This is a genomic window from Bradyrhizobium sp. JYMT SZCCT0428 (assembly GCF_018131075.1).
In the GTDB taxonomy this organism is placed as follows: Bacteria; Pseudomonadota; Alphaproteobacteria; order Rhizobiales; family Xanthobacteraceae; genus Bradyrhizobium.
Window position 1 is genome coordinate 84,200 of record NZ_JAFCLS010000002.1, and the last position, 16,583, is coordinate 100,782.

Annotated in this window: 16 protein-coding genes; 11 read left to right on the forward strand and 5 right to left on the reverse strand. The window is 59.0% G+C overall.

The features are described from left to right. The first annotated feature begins 9 nt into the window (after nucleotides 1-9). The 3 genes from JQ575_RS02255 to JQ575_RS02265 all read left to right on the forward strand — a co-directional run bounded on the left by JQ575_RS02255 (nucleotide 10) and on the right by JQ575_RS02265 (nucleotide 2,421). On the forward strand, nucleotides 10-1,149 hold the full coding sequence (locus JQ575_RS02255) for a muconate cycloisomerase family protein (protein WP_212031667.1): 1,140 nt from the start codon (nucleotides 10-12) through the stop codon (nucleotides 1,147-1,149). A 4-nt stretch (nucleotides 1,150-1,153) separates the two neighbouring features. Continuing rightward, the gene (gene catC / locus JQ575_RS02260) at nucleotides 1,154-1,432 is read left to right on the forward strand and encodes a muconolactone Delta-isomerase (RefSeq protein WP_212031668.1); all 279 of its coding nucleotides are present in this window, start codon (nucleotides 1,154-1,156) and stop codon (nucleotides 1,430-1,432) included. 113 nt (nucleotides 1,433-1,545) lie between these two features. Next, the gene (locus tag JQ575_RS02265) at nucleotides 1,546-2,421 is read left to right on the forward strand and encodes a tripartite tricarboxylate transporter substrate binding protein (RefSeq protein WP_212031669.1); all 876 of its coding nucleotides are present in this window, start codon (nucleotides 1,546-1,548) and stop codon (nucleotides 2,419-2,421) included. Between the two features lie 46 nt (nucleotides 2,422-2,467). Here the strand turns inward: JQ575_RS02265 and JQ575_RS02270 are convergent, their stop codons facing one another. Continuing rightward, the gene (locus JQ575_RS02270; RefSeq protein WP_212031670.1) at nucleotides 2,468-2,632 is read right to left on the reverse strand and encodes a hypothetical protein; all 165 of its coding nucleotides are present in this window, start codon (nucleotides 2,630-2,632) and stop codon (nucleotides 2,468-2,470) included. Between the two features lie 371 nt (nucleotides 2,633-3,003). Here JQ575_RS02270 and JQ575_RS02275 point away from each other — a divergent pair, with 371 nt between their 5' ends. Then, nucleotides 3,004-4,734: a GMC family oxidoreductase gene (locus JQ575_RS02275; protein ID WP_212031671.1), complete on the forward strand. Its 1,731-nt coding sequence runs from the start codon at nucleotides 3,004-3,006 to the stop codon at nucleotides 4,732-4,734. A gap of 188 nt (nucleotides 4,735-4,922) precedes the next feature. Continuing rightward, nucleotides 4,923-5,768, forward strand: coding sequence for an IclR family transcriptional regulator (locus JQ575_RS02280; RefSeq protein ID WP_283842572.1), 846 nt, complete (start codon nucleotides 4,923-4,925; stop codon nucleotides 5,766-5,768). A gap of 1,123 nt (nucleotides 5,769-6,891) precedes the next feature. Here the strand turns inward: JQ575_RS02280 and JQ575_RS02285 are convergent. Together JQ575_RS02285 and JQ575_RS02290 are read right to left on the reverse strand one after the other, a co-directional pair. Further along, nucleotides 6,892-7,209, reverse strand: coding sequence for a hypothetical protein (locus JQ575_RS02285; protein ID WP_212031673.1), 318 nt, complete (start codon nucleotides 7,207-7,209; stop codon nucleotides 6,892-6,894). 66 nt (nucleotides 7,210-7,275) lie between these two features. After that, entirely contained in the window at nucleotides 7,276-7,485 is a 210-nt protein-coding gene (locus JQ575_RS02290; protein ID WP_212031674.1) for a hypothetical protein, read from the reverse strand. A 711-nt stretch (nucleotides 7,486-8,196) separates the two neighbouring features. On the opposite strand from JQ575_RS02290, the gene JQ575_RS46355 reads away from it, so the two are divergent. The 5 genes from JQ575_RS46355 to xerC all read left to right on the forward strand — a co-directional run bounded on the left by JQ575_RS46355 (nucleotide 8,197) and on the right by xerC (nucleotide 14,083). Further along, the gene (locus JQ575_RS46355) at nucleotides 8,197-8,706 is read left to right on the forward strand and encodes an excisionase family DNA-binding protein (protein WP_409364755.1); all 510 of its coding nucleotides are present in this window, start codon (nucleotides 8,197-8,199) and stop codon (nucleotides 8,704-8,706) included. A 94-nt stretch (nucleotides 8,707-8,800) separates the two neighbouring features. After that, nucleotides 8,801-11,350: a primase-helicase family protein gene (locus JQ575_RS02300; RefSeq protein ID WP_212031676.1), complete on the forward strand. Its 2,550-nt coding sequence runs from the start codon at nucleotides 8,801-8,803 to the stop codon at nucleotides 11,348-11,350. Nucleotides 11,351-11,417: 67 nt separating this feature from the next. Next, complete coding sequence (locus tag JQ575_RS02305) at nucleotides 11,418-11,855, forward strand: hypothetical protein (protein WP_212031677.1); 438 nt, start codon at nucleotides 11,418-11,420, stop codon at nucleotides 11,853-11,855. A gap of 147 nt (nucleotides 11,856-12,002) precedes the next feature. After that, nucleotides 12,003-12,308, forward strand: coding sequence for a hypothetical protein (locus tag JQ575_RS02310; RefSeq protein WP_212031678.1), 306 nt, complete (start codon nucleotides 12,003-12,005; stop codon nucleotides 12,306-12,308). Between the two features lie 575 nt (nucleotides 12,309-12,883). Continuing rightward, nucleotides 12,884-14,083, forward strand: coding sequence for a tyrosine recombinase XerC (gene xerC / locus JQ575_RS02315; protein WP_212031679.1), 1,200 nt, complete (start codon nucleotides 12,884-12,886; stop codon nucleotides 14,081-14,083). A 175-nt stretch (nucleotides 14,084-14,258) separates the two neighbouring features. Here xerC and JQ575_RS02320 read toward each other — a convergent pair whose 3' ends face one another. Next, nucleotides 14,259-15,491, reverse strand: coding sequence for an SCO family protein (locus tag JQ575_RS02320; protein ID WP_212031680.1), 1,233 nt, complete (start codon nucleotides 15,489-15,491; stop codon nucleotides 14,259-14,261). 11 nt (nucleotides 15,492-15,502) lie between these two features. Beyond that, nucleotides 15,503-16,210, reverse strand: coding sequence for a HEAT repeat domain-containing protein (locus JQ575_RS02325; protein WP_212031681.1), 708 nt, complete (start codon nucleotides 16,208-16,210; stop codon nucleotides 15,503-15,505). Nucleotides 16,211-16,277: 67 nt separating this feature from the next. On the opposite strand from JQ575_RS02325, the gene JQ575_RS02330 reads away from it, so the two are divergent. Further along, nucleotides 16,278-16,475, forward strand: coding sequence for a hypothetical protein (locus tag JQ575_RS02330; RefSeq protein ID WP_212031682.1), 198 nt, complete (start codon nucleotides 16,278-16,280; stop codon nucleotides 16,473-16,475). Nucleotides 16,476-16,583: the final 108 nt, after the last annotated feature.

Below are 16,583 nucleotides of genomic sequence, written 5' to 3' on the forward strand. Positions count from 1 at the left end.
CAGGGTCGGATGATTATCGATCGGATTGAGGCGATACTGGTCGATGTCCCGACGACGCGCCCACACAAGCTGGCGTTTGCCACAGTTGCGGAGCAGAACTACGTCATCGTTCGCGTCTTCGCGGACGGCGCTATGGGTATTGGCGAGGCCGCGACCATCGGCGGACCTCGCTGGGGCGAGGAGTCGACGGAAGGTATCAAAGCCACGATCGACGGCTACATCGCACCCGTGCTCATCGGCCAGAATGCGCGCAATCTGAATGCTATCGAGACGCGCGTTGCACAGGCGGTGCGTGGCAATGCGTTCGCGCGCGCTGCCGTGGTAATGGCCGTGCATGATCTGGTCGCCCGCGCGAGCGGCGTCAGCGTCGCGGAGCTGTTGGGCGGTGCGCAGACGCAGTCGCTCGAACTCATCTGGACACTTGCATCCGGAGACACCGACCGTGACATCGCGGAAGGCGAGGAGATGCTGGAAAACCGCCGCCACCGGCACTTCAAGATCAAGATTGGCTTTGGTGATGCCGAGCGCGATACGACGCATGCCGTGAAGCTGGCGCATGCCTTTGCCGGCCGCGCATCGATCCGCGTCGATCTCAATCAGGCATGGGACGAACCCACCGCCTGCCGCTTGCTGCCGAAGCTTGCGGGTGCCGGCGTTGTCCTGGTCGAGCAGCCTCTGCCGCGCTGGAATGTGGAGGGTATGGCCCGCTTGTCGGCAACCGCCACCGGCACCGTCATCATGGCGGACGAAGGCGTCGCCTCCTGCCATGACGCCCTCGCGCATGTCCGCCTGCGCGCTGCCGACGCATTCGCGCTCAAGGTGACGAAATCCGGCGGCTACGCCGAAACACGGCGTGTGGCTGCGATTGCGGATGCGGCGGGCGTCGGACTTTACGGCGGATGCATGCTGGAAACGGGTGTCGGCACAGCAGGATATCTGCAGCTGTTCGCGACCTTCAGCCATCTCGCCTGGGCATGCGAGTTGTTCGGACCACGGCTACTGCAGCACGACATTATTGCAACGCCGTTGGCGATGCACGACTTCGCCATCCACCTGCCAAAGGGTCCAGGCACCGGCGTTACGATCGATCCAGATAAGTTCGACTTCTATCGCCGCGACCGCGGTCGTCCATCTAGGAAAGCCGGGTGAGGTCATGCTGTACATGGTGGAGATGACAGTGGAGCTACCCTCGGATCTCGGAGCGGAAAAGACCGAGGCGCTGATTGCGGCAGAGCGCAAATATGCGCAGGAGCTGCAGCGAGAGGGAAAGTGGCGGCACCTCTGGCGCGTGACCGGCCGCTTCGCCAACGTCTCGATCTTCGATGCTGAGAGCCATGATGCGCTCCACGAGACGCTGACCCGGCTGCCGCTGTGGCCTTACCTGAAGATCAATGTGACACCCCTCTCCAAACATCCCTCATCGATCGACTGACAAGCGAGCCTCCAGTTATGCTGTCCATTTCCCGCCGCCACATTCTTGCCGCAGCTGCCCTGTCCGTGCTGGCTTGCCGGCCAGCCGGCGCGCAGGAGTTTCCAAGCAAGCCGATGCGGCTGATCGTGCCGTTCGCCGCAGGCGGCGCCGCCGACATCATCGGGCGCACCATCGCCGACAAGCTCGGAACACTCTATGGCAAGACGATCATTGTTGAGAACATGGCGGGTGCCGGCTCCAATAGCGGCATCAACGCTGCCGTGAAGGCGGAGCCAGACGGCCATACGCTGGTACTCGGTGCGATCGCCGTCGCGATCAATCCATTTCTCTACAAGAGCATGCCCTTCGACCCGGCCAAGGACCTGGCTCCGCTCACGCTGGCGCTCGAGACCCCCAACATTGTGATCGTGCCCGCCACTTCGAACGTTGAGACTTTGGCTGACCTCATCGCCAAGGCGAAGGCTGCTCCCCTGAACTACGCGTCGGCGGGAATCGGCTCATCGCTGCATCTGGCGGCCGAACTTTTCAAACAACAGGCCAAAGTTGACCTCGTGCATGTCGCGTATCGCGGCAGCAATCCCGCCCTCACGGACCTCATCGCCGGCCGCATGGACGTCATGTTCGACAACGCGTCGACAGCACTCCCACAGATCGAAGCCAAGACTGTCCGCGCCATTGCGGTCACCACCAAGGTACGCCTGGCGACACTGCCTGATGTCCCGACCGTCGCCGAAGCCGGCATCCCCGGCTACGAGATGGGCAACTGGTGGGCGCTTTTCACGTCGGCCAAAGTGCCATCCGCGATCACGGCAAAGCTTACCATCGACTTGCGCAAAGTCCTCGCCGATCCCGATGTGCAGAAAAAAATCACTCTCGTGTCCGGCCGCGTCATTGCGTCCAGCTCAGAGGAACTGGCCGCGCACCTCGCCGCGGAGTCCTCGAAGTGGAAGTCGGTGATCGAAGCGGCCGGCATTCGCGAGAGTCAGTAGGCGCCGGTTTCCCGCCCGCTGCGTCAATTGCAATCGCGACTGCCCTTCAGGTCTTGTGTATCAGGCCGTCCATCGGCGATGAAGCCGGCCGCGGAATCTCCTGTGCGTTCATCACGGCATCGCGCGGCACGATGTCGTTGATGTAGAGCAGATAGGCCACTACCGAATAGACTTCTTCCGGCGTCAGGGATTGGGGAGCCGAGAACGGCATGGCGCGATTGACATAGTCGTCTGCGGTGCCATCGCGCCCGCCGGCATGATCGCGATGGCCTCTCCCTTAGCGGTCGAGAATGGATTTCCGCGACCACCGGATAGGCCGCGCGCAGAACAGTTCGGTTGAATCGATTGGAGACCGTTTGAGAACTACCGCTTCTAACACTTCGTGGCCTGCCGCCACTTGCCCATCCGCAATCCGACCACCCAATGGGCAGAGGTTCTTGCATTATAGACAATGTCTTGTCTAATAGGTTATCGTTGTAAACGAAGAGCACCAAGGCTCCGTTCTCGCTGAGGCTGCCTTCGAGCTTCATCGCAAATAGAGGCCTCGAAAGAAGGCACGAGATTTTTAGGGAGGAGCCCGTTATGAGCCGTGATTATCCGAAAGACGCAAACAGCCTTAACCAGCTTGAGGTTCGCTACCTGACCAACAAGATCAGCCGTCGAACCTTCGTGGCCCTGGCTGCAGCAATGGGCATTGCCGGCCCAACTCTGTCAGCATTGGCGGATCAGCTTGACGATATTCGTTCCAATCAAGATGCCCGGCGCAAGAATTTGCAGGCGGGCTACGATTACATCGTTTGCGGCACGGGAAGCGCGGGCTCCGCGCTGGTCGGACGCCTCGCGGCAAACAAGTTAGCCAATATTCTGGTTCTGGAGGCGGGCGATTGGGACACAGCACCTTCTGTGCTTGATCCGAAAGTATGGTTCACCAATCTGGGAACAGAGCGGGACTGGGGTGTAGTCGCGGAGCCCTCTCCGACCGTGAACGGGCGCGCCATCCCAGAGCACATGGGGCGCGTGGTTGGCGGTGGAAGCAGCATCAACGCAACGATCTGGGCACGTCCATTCAAGACTGATCTCGATCACTGGGCAGAACTCACGGGAGATCCTGCGTGGGGATACAAACACGCACTGGACGTCTTTCGAAAAGTAGAAAATTGGCAGGGTCCGGCAGACGCTCGCTATCGAGGCAAAGATGGCCCCGTCTGGTGTCAGCCATCGGCTAGTCCTCCTTTGATCGCTCCTGCACTCCTGGAAGCGGCAAAGGAACTCAATTTTCCGGTCTTGCCGGATCAGAATGGTGCGCGAGAGGAAGCAGCGGGCGGCTTCGCGTACATGAATCAGATCATCCGCGACGGTCAGCGCCGCAGCATGGCGCGCGCCTATCTGTATGACGTGCTCGGACAGGAAAACGTCACTCTCCTGACTAAGGCCCTCGTGCACCGCGTCATATTGGAAGGCGGTAGGGCTACCGGCGTTGAGGTCGATCTCGGCGATAGGGTCACTACAATCTCCGCGACAAAGGAGGTGATCCTGTGTGCAGGCGGAATGAACAGCGCCAAGATATTGATGTTGAGCGGGGTCGGCGAAGAAGCGAGCCTGAAGGCGCTTGGAATCAAGACGTTGGTTGACTCGCCGGAAGTTGGCGCCAACTTCCAAGACCACATTCTGCACGGCGGTTGTCTTTGGGAGGCTCCGGAGCCATTTCAAATGCAGAATAGCGGTGCAAACGTGGCTGGGTTCTGGAAGAGCCAGTCATCTTTTGCGTCGCCGGACATCAACATCGTCCAGATTGAGTTGCCCTATGCGAGCGATGTCGTAGCGAAGGAATACACCCCTCCGCCGACGTCCTGGGCGCTGTGTGCAGGTCTTGTCGCGCCGAAGAGCCGTGGCCTCCTGCGCCTTAGGTCTACCAATCCAGCAGACAAGCCGATCCTTCACGCGAAGTTTCTCAGCCACCCGGACGATCTTGCTGCGTTGGCGGCGGGTATTGAAGTGTGCCGCGAACTCGGAAACTCAAAGGCGATGAAACCTTTTGCAAAGCGCGAAGTCGCACCTGGCAAAAAGTTGGACAAAGCGGAAATGGCCGATTTCGTACGCAAGGGTGCGACGACTTATTTCCACGAAGCCGGTACGTGTCGCATGGGCAACGACAGCGGAGCTGTCGTCGACGCAAAGCTCCGGGTCAATGGTGTGCGAGGCCTTCGTGTCGCGGATGCCTCGATCATGCCCAAAATCGTGAGCGTGGCGACGATGGCGACCTGCGTACTCATCGGCGAACGCATGGCCGAGATTCTAACCCAAAACAGCTAACGCAAACCCGCGTCAGTCTATTGCTGCCATTTCACCGGCATTCCCTTGACAATCCGCTCTCGAAAACCTCCGGCAGATCCGGCGTTTTGGGCTGATGGGCGTAGCATCCAGTCTCCGTAGAACCCTCAGGCGTTGAAGTTCAGGATACACTGAGCGAGTGTCTTGCAGAATACTCGACAGGAGTCGGAATGGGCTTGACGGGACAACGAAAGCAGCCTGGTCGAACAAAGCGTCGGACCGAAGGGCGACGATCATCGGCCTTGAGTAGAGGGGCTAAGGAACGCCGCGGCATTCAATCAGCCGACAAAGCAGCAGAAGTCCTCATGGCGCTCGTGGAGGCTGGACAAGGCGCTCAATTGCGCGATTTGGCCAAAACGATCAATATGCCGCCAAGTCTCGTACATCGCTACTTGGCGAGCCTTATCGCAAGTGGCCTAGCCATTCAGAACAAGGCTACGGGCCTGTACGACCTCGGACCAAACGCAATCCGTATTGGCGCCTCTGCCCTTGCGCGCGTTGACCCGCTGCGTCTTGCGAGCGAAGCAATGCCGGAATTGGTCGCCGCGACCGGCTTGACCGCGTTGCTTACTGTTCTAGGCGATCGGGGCCCTACGATCATTCGCTGGGAGCGCAGCTATGTGCCCTTTTTTACGACGCTTGCCGTAGGATCAGTGTTGCCGCTGACAGGATCGGCGTCCGGACGCGCCATTCTCGCATTCACCCCCGCTCGCATCAGAGACCGGTTGATCGCTTCCAATGCTCCTGGGCATGGGGACGATTCCGTCAACAAGTTAGCCGAAAGGTTCGCACGTATCCGAAAACGCGGTTACGACACCACGGACTCGACCGTTGTCCCCGGCCTCGCCGCCATCAGCGCTCCCATTCTTGATCTGCAGAATGAAGCCATCGCCGCGGTCACGCTGGTAGGCGCTCGCACGGATGTTGGACAAGCTGGATCTCAGGCGATCGAGCGCCTGCTTGAGACGACTGCAAAGGTTTCACGAGCGTGCGGTAGCAGACGGTCTTCGAGTTGAATGCGTGACATGAAGGACAGCCCGCACGACAAAGATCGGCACCCGGCGAGCCAAATGTCCCGAAGCGCATCACGGTCTGAAAGACAGCTCCCTCCTAAACTGGGGACCTGCGTTCAATCGCGTTGCGACAGCTCCTTTGCGGCGCAACCATCTTTGGACAGTTCATTGGACCGAGTTGGCCAATACCGGCGGCGGCAAATGGAGCGGCTATTCGGGAAGTTCACGCTGTTCAGGGTACTGGACCGCTCAGCGGAACTAGCGCTCCGCGACCGTCACGGAACGACACTGCGCGACCATTTGGGTTTGCGGCGATCAAGGAATGCAGCGCATTGTCCACGTTGGTTGTCGCTAACTTTTCTTTGATCTCCCGATGCACACGCCGCTTTCTAACTAATTGAAACCAATCCATCATGGACAAATTTCAGCTAGGTCAAACCGATGAAAACCCGCGAAATCTAATTTCGCACAGCCCAACGACCGCTTTGCGCCAACAGCTGCCGTACGAGCCAAGGCGGCGCTGGGACTCATTTCAGGCATTCGTTCTGTCGCGCGACGATCTATCCGGCAACGGGCTGGAGTTTCGTACCGTGCCGTGATGGCCAACGACGACAACAGACTGATCTACAGGAAGCCCACGATACCGAGCCATCCTACTTTATGTGGCCTGTACCCGCGCTCGGGATCATCCACCGGTTTCGGGTGTCGCGCCTGCCTTCGAGTTCCTGGAGGACCTTGATTCTACGGCGGTAATGAAGAACGGGCCTAGCGCTCCTGGTGAATAGGCACTCTGGACCAGTACTAGTGTCCGAATTTAAAAAATTTTTAGCGTGATCTCCGCAGCACTATGCCGGCGCGATGCGATCGTTGTCCCCATAAAAGCCTCCACCCCTTCGACGTCACGGTGGACCATCAATGGGCGGGGGACTGCGGCTGCCGGGCGGGGCCTGAAACCCGCGTGCATCAGAAGTTCGATTGATATCTCGAAGCAGCGATGCTCGCTCAATCCTATGACTTGCTCAACGGCTCTGCGCCGCCCGTACGGCATTGGCATCGGATCCGGCTGAGGCCCAAGTGGCATCAGCCGGATCTTTGAGCGGTCCAGTGTCTCTAGGGCCCTCTCCAACTATGCCAGTTCTGTCCAACTCACGATCTCGCCGTAGCCGTAAAGGACATCCTCGAGCGCAAATTCAAACGATACACCGCGTTTCATTGCCCCGCGATCATCGATCTGGTCCTCGATGTCCTCCCGTTCGACGCCCATCGCAGGTGCGTCGCCCAGCCACATCACGGCAGCGGGCGCGTCGATTAAACAATACTCACAGGTACCGGGATCGATTGCCGCATCCACCATGAACGACAGAGTCTCAAGGTCCCGCGTCCAAAAGAAACCGACAGCCTCTTTGGTGTCGAAAGTGCGAACCGCAAAAAGCTTCAACAACATTCTCTCACTCCATCTTAAAATCAACGAAAGCATTTGCGTCCAGGCGCTTACATGAATAGGCCATGGTCATGACTGAACACGCCGGTGGTAAAGCTGCACTATATCTGCAACGGGATCGGGACACTGACGGCCGCAACATTCGATACACTGCTGCGCGCGGGTCAGAAGATCGATGCCCTCGTGGATACTGGAGAGATCTTCGTCGTCGACGTCCGCGTACTCGAGTGCCAGCGCCTCGGCCAGGGCACGGATCAGTTCGATTTCGTCTGCTTTCATTGAAAACACCTTCGGTTTTGATCAATATTGGGAATGGTTCTCAAACTGGCGAGGCCGCCTCGCGCGGTCACCACTCTCAGATTAACATCCAATATCGGGATTTAGTTTCTATGCGAATAAACAATATCAAAGGAAAAAAAGGACGGGGTCGACCGCCTACGAACGCCGAGCCAATCGGGCTGCGTCTACCCCCTGACCTATTCGAAGCGCTCAATTTCTGGATTGCGGAGCAGAAGGAAAACCCGGGGCGCCCCGAAGCGATCCGACGCCTCCTGGCCGTCCAACTGGCCCGGCGACAACCCAAAGTCCTGCAACTTGCATCGCCGCGTCTCACCCCGAAGCGCAGTGGGGTTGGGCTCGAGACTAAGACATTCGTGGGCAACTCCGGGACGACCTATCTCGTCTTCCGCTCTGGGTCAGGCAGCTTTCACGTTCTGGCGGAGGTCGAGGCAACGGGGGCCGCGCGAGACTGCGGCGCTCAGGAGGGACGCAGTACGAGAGCGCAATGGAAAGCGCTGTGGGATGCCAAATGATGGCGGAGTGCCTCAGTATAATCGTGGGGCTCCAGCTTCTTTCCATTCGGTACCGCATTCCAGCCGGATGCAGACGGCGACGTTGACAGGACCACCTGACAGGCAGTGTCGAAGCCCCTTGTGTTCTTGAGCTTCAATTACCATCTCGGGTTCACGGCCTCGAAGCCGGTTTGCGAGAGTGAAGTTGGAAGACCTGCTGACTATTCAAGAGATCGCCTCGAAGCTTGGCATTTCGTCCCTGACTGTTCGTCGCAGATTGCGGGCCAAAAACATTTCACTGGTTCGCGTTGGTCGCCTTCTCCGGGTCCCTTCCAGGGACGCCGCGTCGCTTTTTCACAAGGAAACGCCTGGAGAACAGAACCATCGATCATCCTCCGGTGTTAAGGAGATCTCGATGTGCTTCTGCAAAAATAATCCATCCGCTGCTCCATTCGGCTGCCAACTTGTTCACTACGCTGATGGCGATCGCGAAATCCCGGTTGCCAGCGTGGTTGCTCGGCTAAAGACGCGAAATCCGGGTCCATCCGACCACGACGGCGTCGAAATTGACTGCCCGAAATGTGGTGAAAGGCATAAGCACGGTTGGGGGGCAGGACCTCGTACCCCCCATTGCAAGCCAGAGAATCGGACGCCGGGGGACTACTACATCCCCGAGATTAGTGATGTGGCGATTAAGTATCGGAAATGATCACTTACTCATGGCTGGTTGGCCATGAAGCAAACCTCACAGCCGACGAAGGACCATTGGCGGTGAGGTAACAGTTGAAGGTCCCTGATGAGTAATGAACAAGACATGGAGTTCGTCTAACAACGAGTCACCCCCCGCCGAATTCGAAGTAATCGAGCACGATTCCGATTTGGATCTGTTCAACGGCGAAGATCCGACAACGACGTTGGTAAACTACCTCAAGACGTTGTATGGCGGAGCAACGACAGGGAGCATCGTTATCTTTACGTTGCCCGACCGTCGGCACCAGCGTTTTCCCGTTTCCGAAACTGAGGCCGCTGCAAAGTTGATTATCGAGAAAGGTCGGAATTGCCACACGTACATCTCGTGGGCGCTTCACAACGATTCGGAAACGCGGACCAACGACAGCGCCATTGCCGTTCCTGGCTTCACCCTCGATGTCGACCTGGCACACGGCGTTCATAAGAAGGCGGCACGCTTTCCGGACAGTATTGAGCAGGCACTCGAAATCCTGAGCGCAGCCGGGCTCCCGCCGCCGACCATCGTCATTTCTTCAGGTGGCGGCGCTTATTTTCAGTGGCTGTTTACGGAGCCCTTCACGATCGGCAACGACTCCGACCGCGAATGGATCGCGTCAGCCATGGAGGCTTGGAATGCCAAAGCTATTGAAGCCTTTAAATCCCATGACCTCCAACTCGATAAGACGAGCGATCTGGGGCGGGTTTACCGAGCCATCGGGACACTGAACTTCAAGTTCGAGGACCCGCGCCCGGCCACGCTGCTCCAATACCACCCAGTGCGTCGCTGGACGCCGGCCGAGCTGGCCCGGTTCGCTCCGCCGAAACCAAAATCTCGGCCCACAGCCCGCACGGACGGAAGCAAGCTCCTCGCTGATGAGTTGAAGAACGAGTTCTTCAACGCGGCGGACCCGGATAAGGCCGACGAAATCGAGAGTATGCGGGCCCTCCTCGCCGGCTGCAGGTTCGTTGCGGCATGTGACGAGCAGGCAGACCGCCTGCCCGAGCCATGGTGGAAAATCCTGGCCGACATCCTGGCTCGTCAGCCCATGGGACGGGAGGTATTTCATCGGCTGTCGAGCCGCGATCCGCGTTATGACCAGAATGAATCAGAGAAGAAAGTCGAACGGGCTGCCGAGTTCCCGCCACGGAAATGCGAATCGATCTCTAAGGAGTTTGATGGCTGCAGCAGCTGTTCGTTCCGATACAATTCGCGCATGAAGTCGCCGACCGTACTGCTTGGGCAGTCCCCCTCCCTTGTGGAGCTTCAGCGCGAGCTTGTCCTCGATGCCAAAACCGGCTTGTTCCACGAGTATGCCGGGATGCACGACATGACCACCGCGACTTTCAATAGGTTCTACGCTAGGAATATCGGGCGCAACGCCGCTGAGAAATTCTCGCTTTCCAGCACCTCTTTGATCGTCCACGAGACCGACTATCTTCCTGGGAACGTTGCGCCGGTGTGCGGACCTGACGACTGGCAGGTGTTGAACCTGTGGCGGAACGGAGGCGTAGAGGCCAAGGAAGGCGATCCGACGATATGGCTGAGTCACTTCAGCCTGTTGATTCCAGACGATGCCCACTGTGCATGGTTCATCCAATACCTGGCACACTCCGTCCAGAAACCGTCAGTGAAGATCAAATCGGCGGTGATGATCCAGAGCGAACCGGGCATCGGCAAGGGAGTCGTCGCGGCCCTCCTGAAGCGACTGTTCGGCGACCACAATGTTCGTGAGCGTTTCGGAGGCATTATCAACGAGCGCTGGCAGGCGAGCTGCGGAAACGTCCAGATCCTGGTGCTGGACGAGCTCGACATTGCGGAGAAGGCGGGGTCCAACCAGCGGATCAAGCGCTGGATCAGCGAAGAAAAGGTGGAGGTCGAGCGGAAGGGCGTCGACGAATTCGAGGTTCGTACCCCGAGGGCGCTCTTCATCTACACCAACTTGGATCGGCCTCTCGTGATCGATCGTCGTGACCGTAGGCTATTCATTGTCAAGGTCGACGCGCAGCGCCGCTCATCGGATTATTACGATCAGCTTTGGACCGAGGGGCTGTCGGATAGCGTCGTCGCAGCTGTAAAGCATTTCTTGTTGAGCGTCGATCTCTCTGGATTCAAGCCCGATGCAGAACCACCGATGACCGAAGCAAAACTTGATCTTGAGGCCTTGAGCAATGACACACTCACTGCGGCCATATCGGAGCTTCAGGAGGATCGGGCGCAGCCGTTCCACAGGGCTGTATTCCATGTCGATGAGGTAATGGAAGCCGTGGCGGAACGCACCGGTCGGAAAAACGGTCGGCGGACAGCCGAACTTGCACTTAAGCGGGCCGGGGCTCGCAGAATCCCCGACGGGCGGATCAATCTGGGCGGAAAGCGGGGAAGGAAATGCCTGTGGGTCTGGCGCGAACACGAGACGTGGCTTAGCGCGTCCCCGGACGAGCTACGGGCTGAGTTTGAACGCCGTACACCTGACGATGCTGACGATCCACTTTTGCCCGATCGGGTCTCGCCTGCGCTATCGCCAGTGATCAGCAGAGCGATTGGGCATGCCAAGCTGGTAAGCTGCCAGGTCCCTTCTGCTTCCTATCCCCTCTCTGCCTCCTCTCTTGAATTGAACAAAATTTGAGGTGGCAGAGTGGTAGACTGGCAGACACGGTGGGGCGCTTCGCGCCCCACCAGCTGGCAAGATAGTGATGAACGTCAGGTTCAACGGCGACCGCGAAATGATGATGATGGTTCGACATGGGTTGGCGTCCGCCCCACCCTGGTCCCCTATTCCAACCCCCTATTTGCGCTCGATTGCTGGTGTTGACCCGCAGCTCATCGCATTAGCCCGGTGGCGCGGAAAATTCCCTCCCCCTTTGCCATCGAACTGGTTTCAGGGACGTACAACCTGGACCTTTGCGGCCGACATCCTGAATTGGGCAGGTGACAGTCGCAGTTTTCGGCAACAGCTAGAGAACTACACCGAGGCCCATAGCCTCGCCATTTTTCATGATCCCGATCAGGTTGCGAGCGTCATTCAGCTTGAATCGCTTCAGGTGGTTTCCCATCCGGCGCTCCCACGCTGGAGCACTATAGGCTTTGCAAGTTGGCTTAATGAAATCAATCGACGAGCCAGCTTCGCTTAATTTTCGGGGGAAGTATGTATGCACTCCCCGTCACCAATCCTCGCCAGGAGACTACCAAATACTTAAGTTTGCCGGGTGCCGGAGCGGACATCCGCAATAACTGCGGAAAGCTTGCGCTCACGTCGCCCAACCAAGGAGGCCAATAACATGCTGACAAAATTGCTCGCCATAGTGGTGTTTCACAACTCGAACGATTTGAACCGTGGGAGCGCCGAACTTATCAAACACGGTTTCTTCGACGCGCAATATCATAACGATCGGTCGATGGTTTGCGTGAACGCCTGGACCCTCAGCGACCTCGACGACGAGTCCTTCTTCTTTTGGGTGCAGGACATTGTGGAGCCCGTCGGCGGCCACGTTTTCGTAGCGGGGTTGTGGCATGATGCCGATGCGCTACCCGGCCTGCCGACTAATGGAAGCCCCCAGGCGATAACGATTAATCGTCTGCCGTAGGACGCCCCGATCGTGTTGACCCCGGCACCAGAACGAATGGGCCACGCCCATTCGTTCTGGAGCTGAGTCTCCTACTACCCTGAGCCTGGACCAGTTGTTCAGCTTCGGTGCCGCCCGCTAGTGTTATTCGCAAACACTGCGTGGCTCTACTGCGTGATGAAGTACACCAATGACATTCTCTGAACGTTTCCTGCGCCACGCGCAGGCTCTTGCGAACCGGGGCCTGTTCCCCGAACAGGAGAAGAACCTACCTTCCAAGTCTCACTGGGCCACAGCCGAACTACTGCGGGAAACTGCTCCGGAATTGAACAAATGACCGGGGGAAATGTATATGGAGTTGTCCCCCCGGCGCTCGTCGAGGCTTACCAGCGCCGGGTTTTTCTTTCGACCCCCGACCTGGCACGCCTGCTCGAAATGAACGTCGAGACCTTGTTCCGCGAAATGGAAAACGGCAACCTGCCTTGGCACCAGAAGGGACAAGGCCAGAAGTCACCGCGTCGGATTTTCACGCTGGATGACGTAATGACACTGCTCCGCAATATGCAGGAACGGTCGAAACAGAAAGTAGAGAGAGCATGGCACGGGGAGAACGCGACCATAATCCCCTTCACGGGAAGAACATCGAGCGGCGCCGCGACACCGATGATTGGTTCTACCGCTTCAATGTCGCAGGGCAACCGTACTACGGCCCATGCAAAACTCTCGACAAGCGGAAGGCGGAAAAGTACGCAGCCGACCTCAAAGCGGCAAAGAAAGTCGATGCGCGCCGAGATCTAGACGCCGGTCTAGGTCCGATGCGGTTCGGCACAGCCTGCGATGCGTGGTGGGCCGATGTTGGGAGTAGCAACATCGAGAGCGGATTGAAGTTCCGACTCGACTGGCTGTGCAATGCGATCGGTGCGACCAAACTGCTTAAGGATATCACGCCCGACGACATCACCCGGGTGAAGAAAGAGCGTGCCAAATGCGTGCGGGCCGCTGGCAAGGATGCCAAGGGCAATCAGATGTACCGGGCGCTGACGCCTGGGGCGGTCAAGGCCACGCTGGTGACGCTGCGCACCGTCATAAACTATGCGGGCAAGGCCAAGGGTGCAGCCATCCGCATGTTCGACTGGACGACGTGGATCAGGAAGGACGACGAGGAGCACGACATCCGCGTCATGACCGAGACCGAGCAGGCCCTGATCTGGGCCGAGCTGGACGATGACATGCGCGAGGTCGCTGAGTTCAATCTGGAGGCCCCGAAGCGGATCAACGAAATCTTACCCCTGGTCTGGCCGCGCGTCGACCTCCCCGGCGAGACCATCAGGATCAGTCTTAAGGGCAAGAAGAAACTGTTCGACGATCCGATCGGACCCGCCGAAGTGGCACGGCTGCAACGGCTCAAGGCGCGAAAGCTGCATCCGATGGCGGTGTTCACCTACCTGTCCGAGCGTACCCGGAAGTACAACGGCGTGAAGCACGTCAAGGGCGAGCGTCGCCCGATGACTTACGATCATTTCTACACGAAGTGGACCGAAGCGTGCGGCCGGGCTGGTGTCACGGATCTGAACCCGCACTGCCTGCGCCACACCGGAGCAACGCGGTACTACTGGGCTCACCCCGACAAGATCGCTGTGGTGTCGAAGATGCTCAACCATGCTGACATCTCAACCACCGTACGGTACTATGCCAAACATAATCCCGACCTGGTGCGCGATCTCAAGCGTGATTATGCCAAAGGGACGTTGAAAAAAGCTACGGCAAAAGTTACGGCAAGACTTCCCCGTAGGTGAGAAGTGCTTGTGCCGCAGGCACTACTTGAAACTATAGAAATGCACTCTGACTCTGTTTGTCTAGGTTCGAATCCTAGTTCCCCAGCCAGACTTCTCGAAAAGCCAAGCAGCGCTAACGCCGTAAAATCGGCCCTCCCGAGACCGGACAAAACCGGATCACATCCGCGGTGCAGGCTCAGCCTGCCGGTCCAGCTGCCACGGACGACGAACAGCACGATCGCGGCTGGCCTTGTCCGGCGCCGGGCTCCCGCTCCTCCAGCAGTTCGATTGCGCGAGTCACGACCTCCCGCTCATCCCAGTGAATCCGCTCGAAGGAGACGGCGATCCGCGCTTCTGAATCCAGAATGTAGACTTCGATGCGATGCCGGTTGACCAGCGACTCGATAAAGTTGACGCCGAGTTCGAAATGCCGGCGAAGCGCGTCGTTATCCAGCGCCCGCAACATCCGGTGGCGGGCATCCAACCGCACCCCCCGGTCCTGCCCGTAAATGCGAAGGCGTTCGGGCAGGTCAAACGCCGGATCATAAGTGATGGCAGCGGTCTGGATTCGCTCACCCAGCCCCTGCGCGTCCAGCAGTCCCTGAACGTGTGCGAGTTTTGCAACTGTCAGCGAACACTTCATCGGATTGTCGCAGCGCGTGTAGAAAAACACGACGATGGCCGGCTTTCCTTTGAAGAATTCCTCGAAGGTAATCCGATTGCCGTCGTGATCCTCGAGAACGACCTTCCCGATCGGCCCGGCATCGCGGCGGGAACTGGCCGTCCAAGCAACCGTATTCGGCAAGCTGTCTGGCGGCGCGCCGCAGCATGCGAGCGTACCACTGCTAATAGCCTGATCGGCAGCGGAGATCGCCCGGATGGCGCGGTCGATGTCGACGCGCAATTTCCTGGAGCCGGCGCCGCATTGGGCACGAAGCAACATCAGTTCGGGAAGAACGCCGCGCGCCAACGGGCCGAGCCACGCCAACGTCTCGAGCAGTTCTTGAACCGGGCTGGTTCCGGCGGCGGACATGGCATATTCGCCATAGGCTTCAAACGACACGGGCTCGTCGCGATAGCGGATGTTTGACAGAGCGCGCATGACGAACGCGGCGAATGTTTCGGTCGGACGCGGGTACGACCGCAGTGCGCGTGCGGCGGCCGCGACCAGATATGGGTCAACCCCGGCGTCCAGCTCTTCGAGCAGAAAGATCAGCGCGCCATCCGGGACGCCAGCGCGCGCAAGGGCGACAAGGATCCAGCCGCGCATCCGCACGACCGCCGCCGCCCCGCACTCCGCATAAACAGGGTGATTTTCGTGCAACAGCTCCGTCAGCAGATCGCGACGACCCGGATCGTCGGCCAGCCCGTCGACCAATACCGCAAACTGCGCTTCCGAAAGCTGGCTCGCCGGTTTGACACGTGGCATCGCCCCTCACCTCACTGGCTGTATTTGCCGAGGAATCGCGAGGCGCTTTGCCTGTATTTCGCCGACGCCTTGCCCGCGCTGAGCCGATCGACGCTCTTGAGCAGCGCCTTGTCCTTGCCGATGGCCTCCTGATCGCCGAACTGGGTCAACGCCGTAAGGCTCGTTGCCTTGATGTCGTCGTAGTCCGACTTGTCGAGGAGGATCTCGCGCGCATGCTGCTGCATTTTTTCCGGTTTGAGCGCCTGCAGCGCGGAGGCCGCAATCTGCCTGACCTCGCGCAGTTCCTTCTTGTCGCGCAGCAGCTTCTCGAACATCGGCGCTGCAGTGGCGTCCGCCGCAAGCAGCCGCAAGGCCTCGCGCCGCGCCATCTCATCCGGCGGCTTCTTGACGATGTCGCGCGCTGCCGAATAGGCGTCCGCGTGCACATCATAGCTGAGGAGCTGCAACGCCTTTTCCGGCGGGACCAGCGCCTTCTTGGGATCCTTCAGCCCCTCGATCAGCTTTTTCTGCGCATAGCCGTCCTTCTCGCGCGCCAGGATACCGAGCACGCGCTGACGCAGTTCCGGATCCGGGTCATCCGCTATCGCCCGCAGCGTGGCGATGTAATCTCCGCGGCTCGACTCGAATGCCACGACACTGAAACTTGCCGCCTGCATCGCTTGCAGGGCTGCAAGCCGCACTTTGACGGGCTCATCCTGGTTGCGCAGGGTCTTCAACATCGCCTGAAGATCCTTGTCGCTCTCGCATACCGCAAGGGGCGACAGTGCGGCAGCCGCAACCCGCGCCTTGACCGTACCTTTCGAATCCGTCGCGGTCGACGCCGCGCGCCGGGCGGCGACCTTTGGCGACTCCGCCTTCACCGACCTTTTGCTTGACGATTTTTTTGCCGATTTCTTTGGTGATTTCTTTCTTGCCTGCTTCGACCTCTTCGCTGCTTTGCGTGTCGGGGCCATGGCTGCTATCTCCTCGCGCGAGGCGCGTTAGAACTGCACATCGTCGTAGTCGAATCCCATGCGGGACGTGGCGTTGACCGCGCCCTGATAATCCAGGCTGCTCTGCACCCGCGGTTGCAGCCCCGGCGCGCTGACGCAG

Coding starts and splice junctions, on each gene's coding strand:
- JQ575_RS02320 (WP_212031680.1), bottom strand. CDS start 15,491: ATGCCACGTGTCAAACCGGCGAGCCAGCTTTCGGAAGCGCAGTTTGCG.
- JQ575_RS02255 (WP_212031667.1), top strand. CDS start 10: ATGATTATCGATCGGATTGAGGCGATACTGGTCGATGTCCCGACGACG.
- JQ575_RS02310 (WP_212031678.1), top strand. CDS start 12,003: ATGCTGACAAAATTGCTCGCCATAGTGGTGTTTCACAACTCGAACGAT.
- JQ575_RS02305 (WP_212031677.1), top strand. CDS start 11,418: ATGAACGTCAGGTTCAACGGCGACCGCGAAATGATGATGATGGTTCGA.
- catC (WP_212031668.1), top strand. CDS start 1,154: ATGCTGTACATGGTGGAGATGACAGTGGAGCTACCCTCGGATCTCGGA.
- JQ575_RS02270 (WP_212031670.1), bottom strand. CDS start 2,632: ATGCCGTTCTCGGCTCCCCAATCCCTGACGCCGGAAGAAGTCTATTCG.
- JQ575_RS02265 (WP_212031669.1), top strand. CDS start 1,546: ATGCGGCTGATCGTGCCGTTCGCCGCAGGCGGCGCCGCCGACATCATC.
- JQ575_RS02275 (WP_212031671.1), top strand. CDS start 3,004: ATGAGCCGTGATTATCCGAAAGACGCAAACAGCCTTAACCAGCTTGAG.
- JQ575_RS02280 (WP_283842572.1), top strand. CDS start 4,923: ATGGGCTTGACGGGACAACGAAAGCAGCCTGGTCGAACAAAGCGTCGG.
- JQ575_RS02300 (WP_212031676.1), top strand. CDS start 8,801: ATGAACAAGACATGGAGTTCGTCTAACAACGAGTCACCCCCCGCCGAA.
- JQ575_RS02325 (WP_212031681.1), bottom strand. CDS start 16,210: ATGTTGAAGACCCTGCGCAACCAGGATGAGCCCGTCAAAGTGCGGCTT.
- xerC (WP_212031679.1), top strand. CDS start 12,884: ATGGCACGGGGAGAACGCGACCATAATCCCCTTCACGGGAAGAACATC.
- JQ575_RS02290 (WP_212031674.1), bottom strand. CDS start 7,485: ATGAAAGCAGACGAAATCGAACTGATCCGTGCCCTGGCCGAGGCGCTG.
- JQ575_RS02285 (WP_212031673.1), bottom strand. CDS start 7,209: ATGTTGTTGAAGCTTTTTGCGGTTCGCACTTTCGACACCAAAGAGGCT.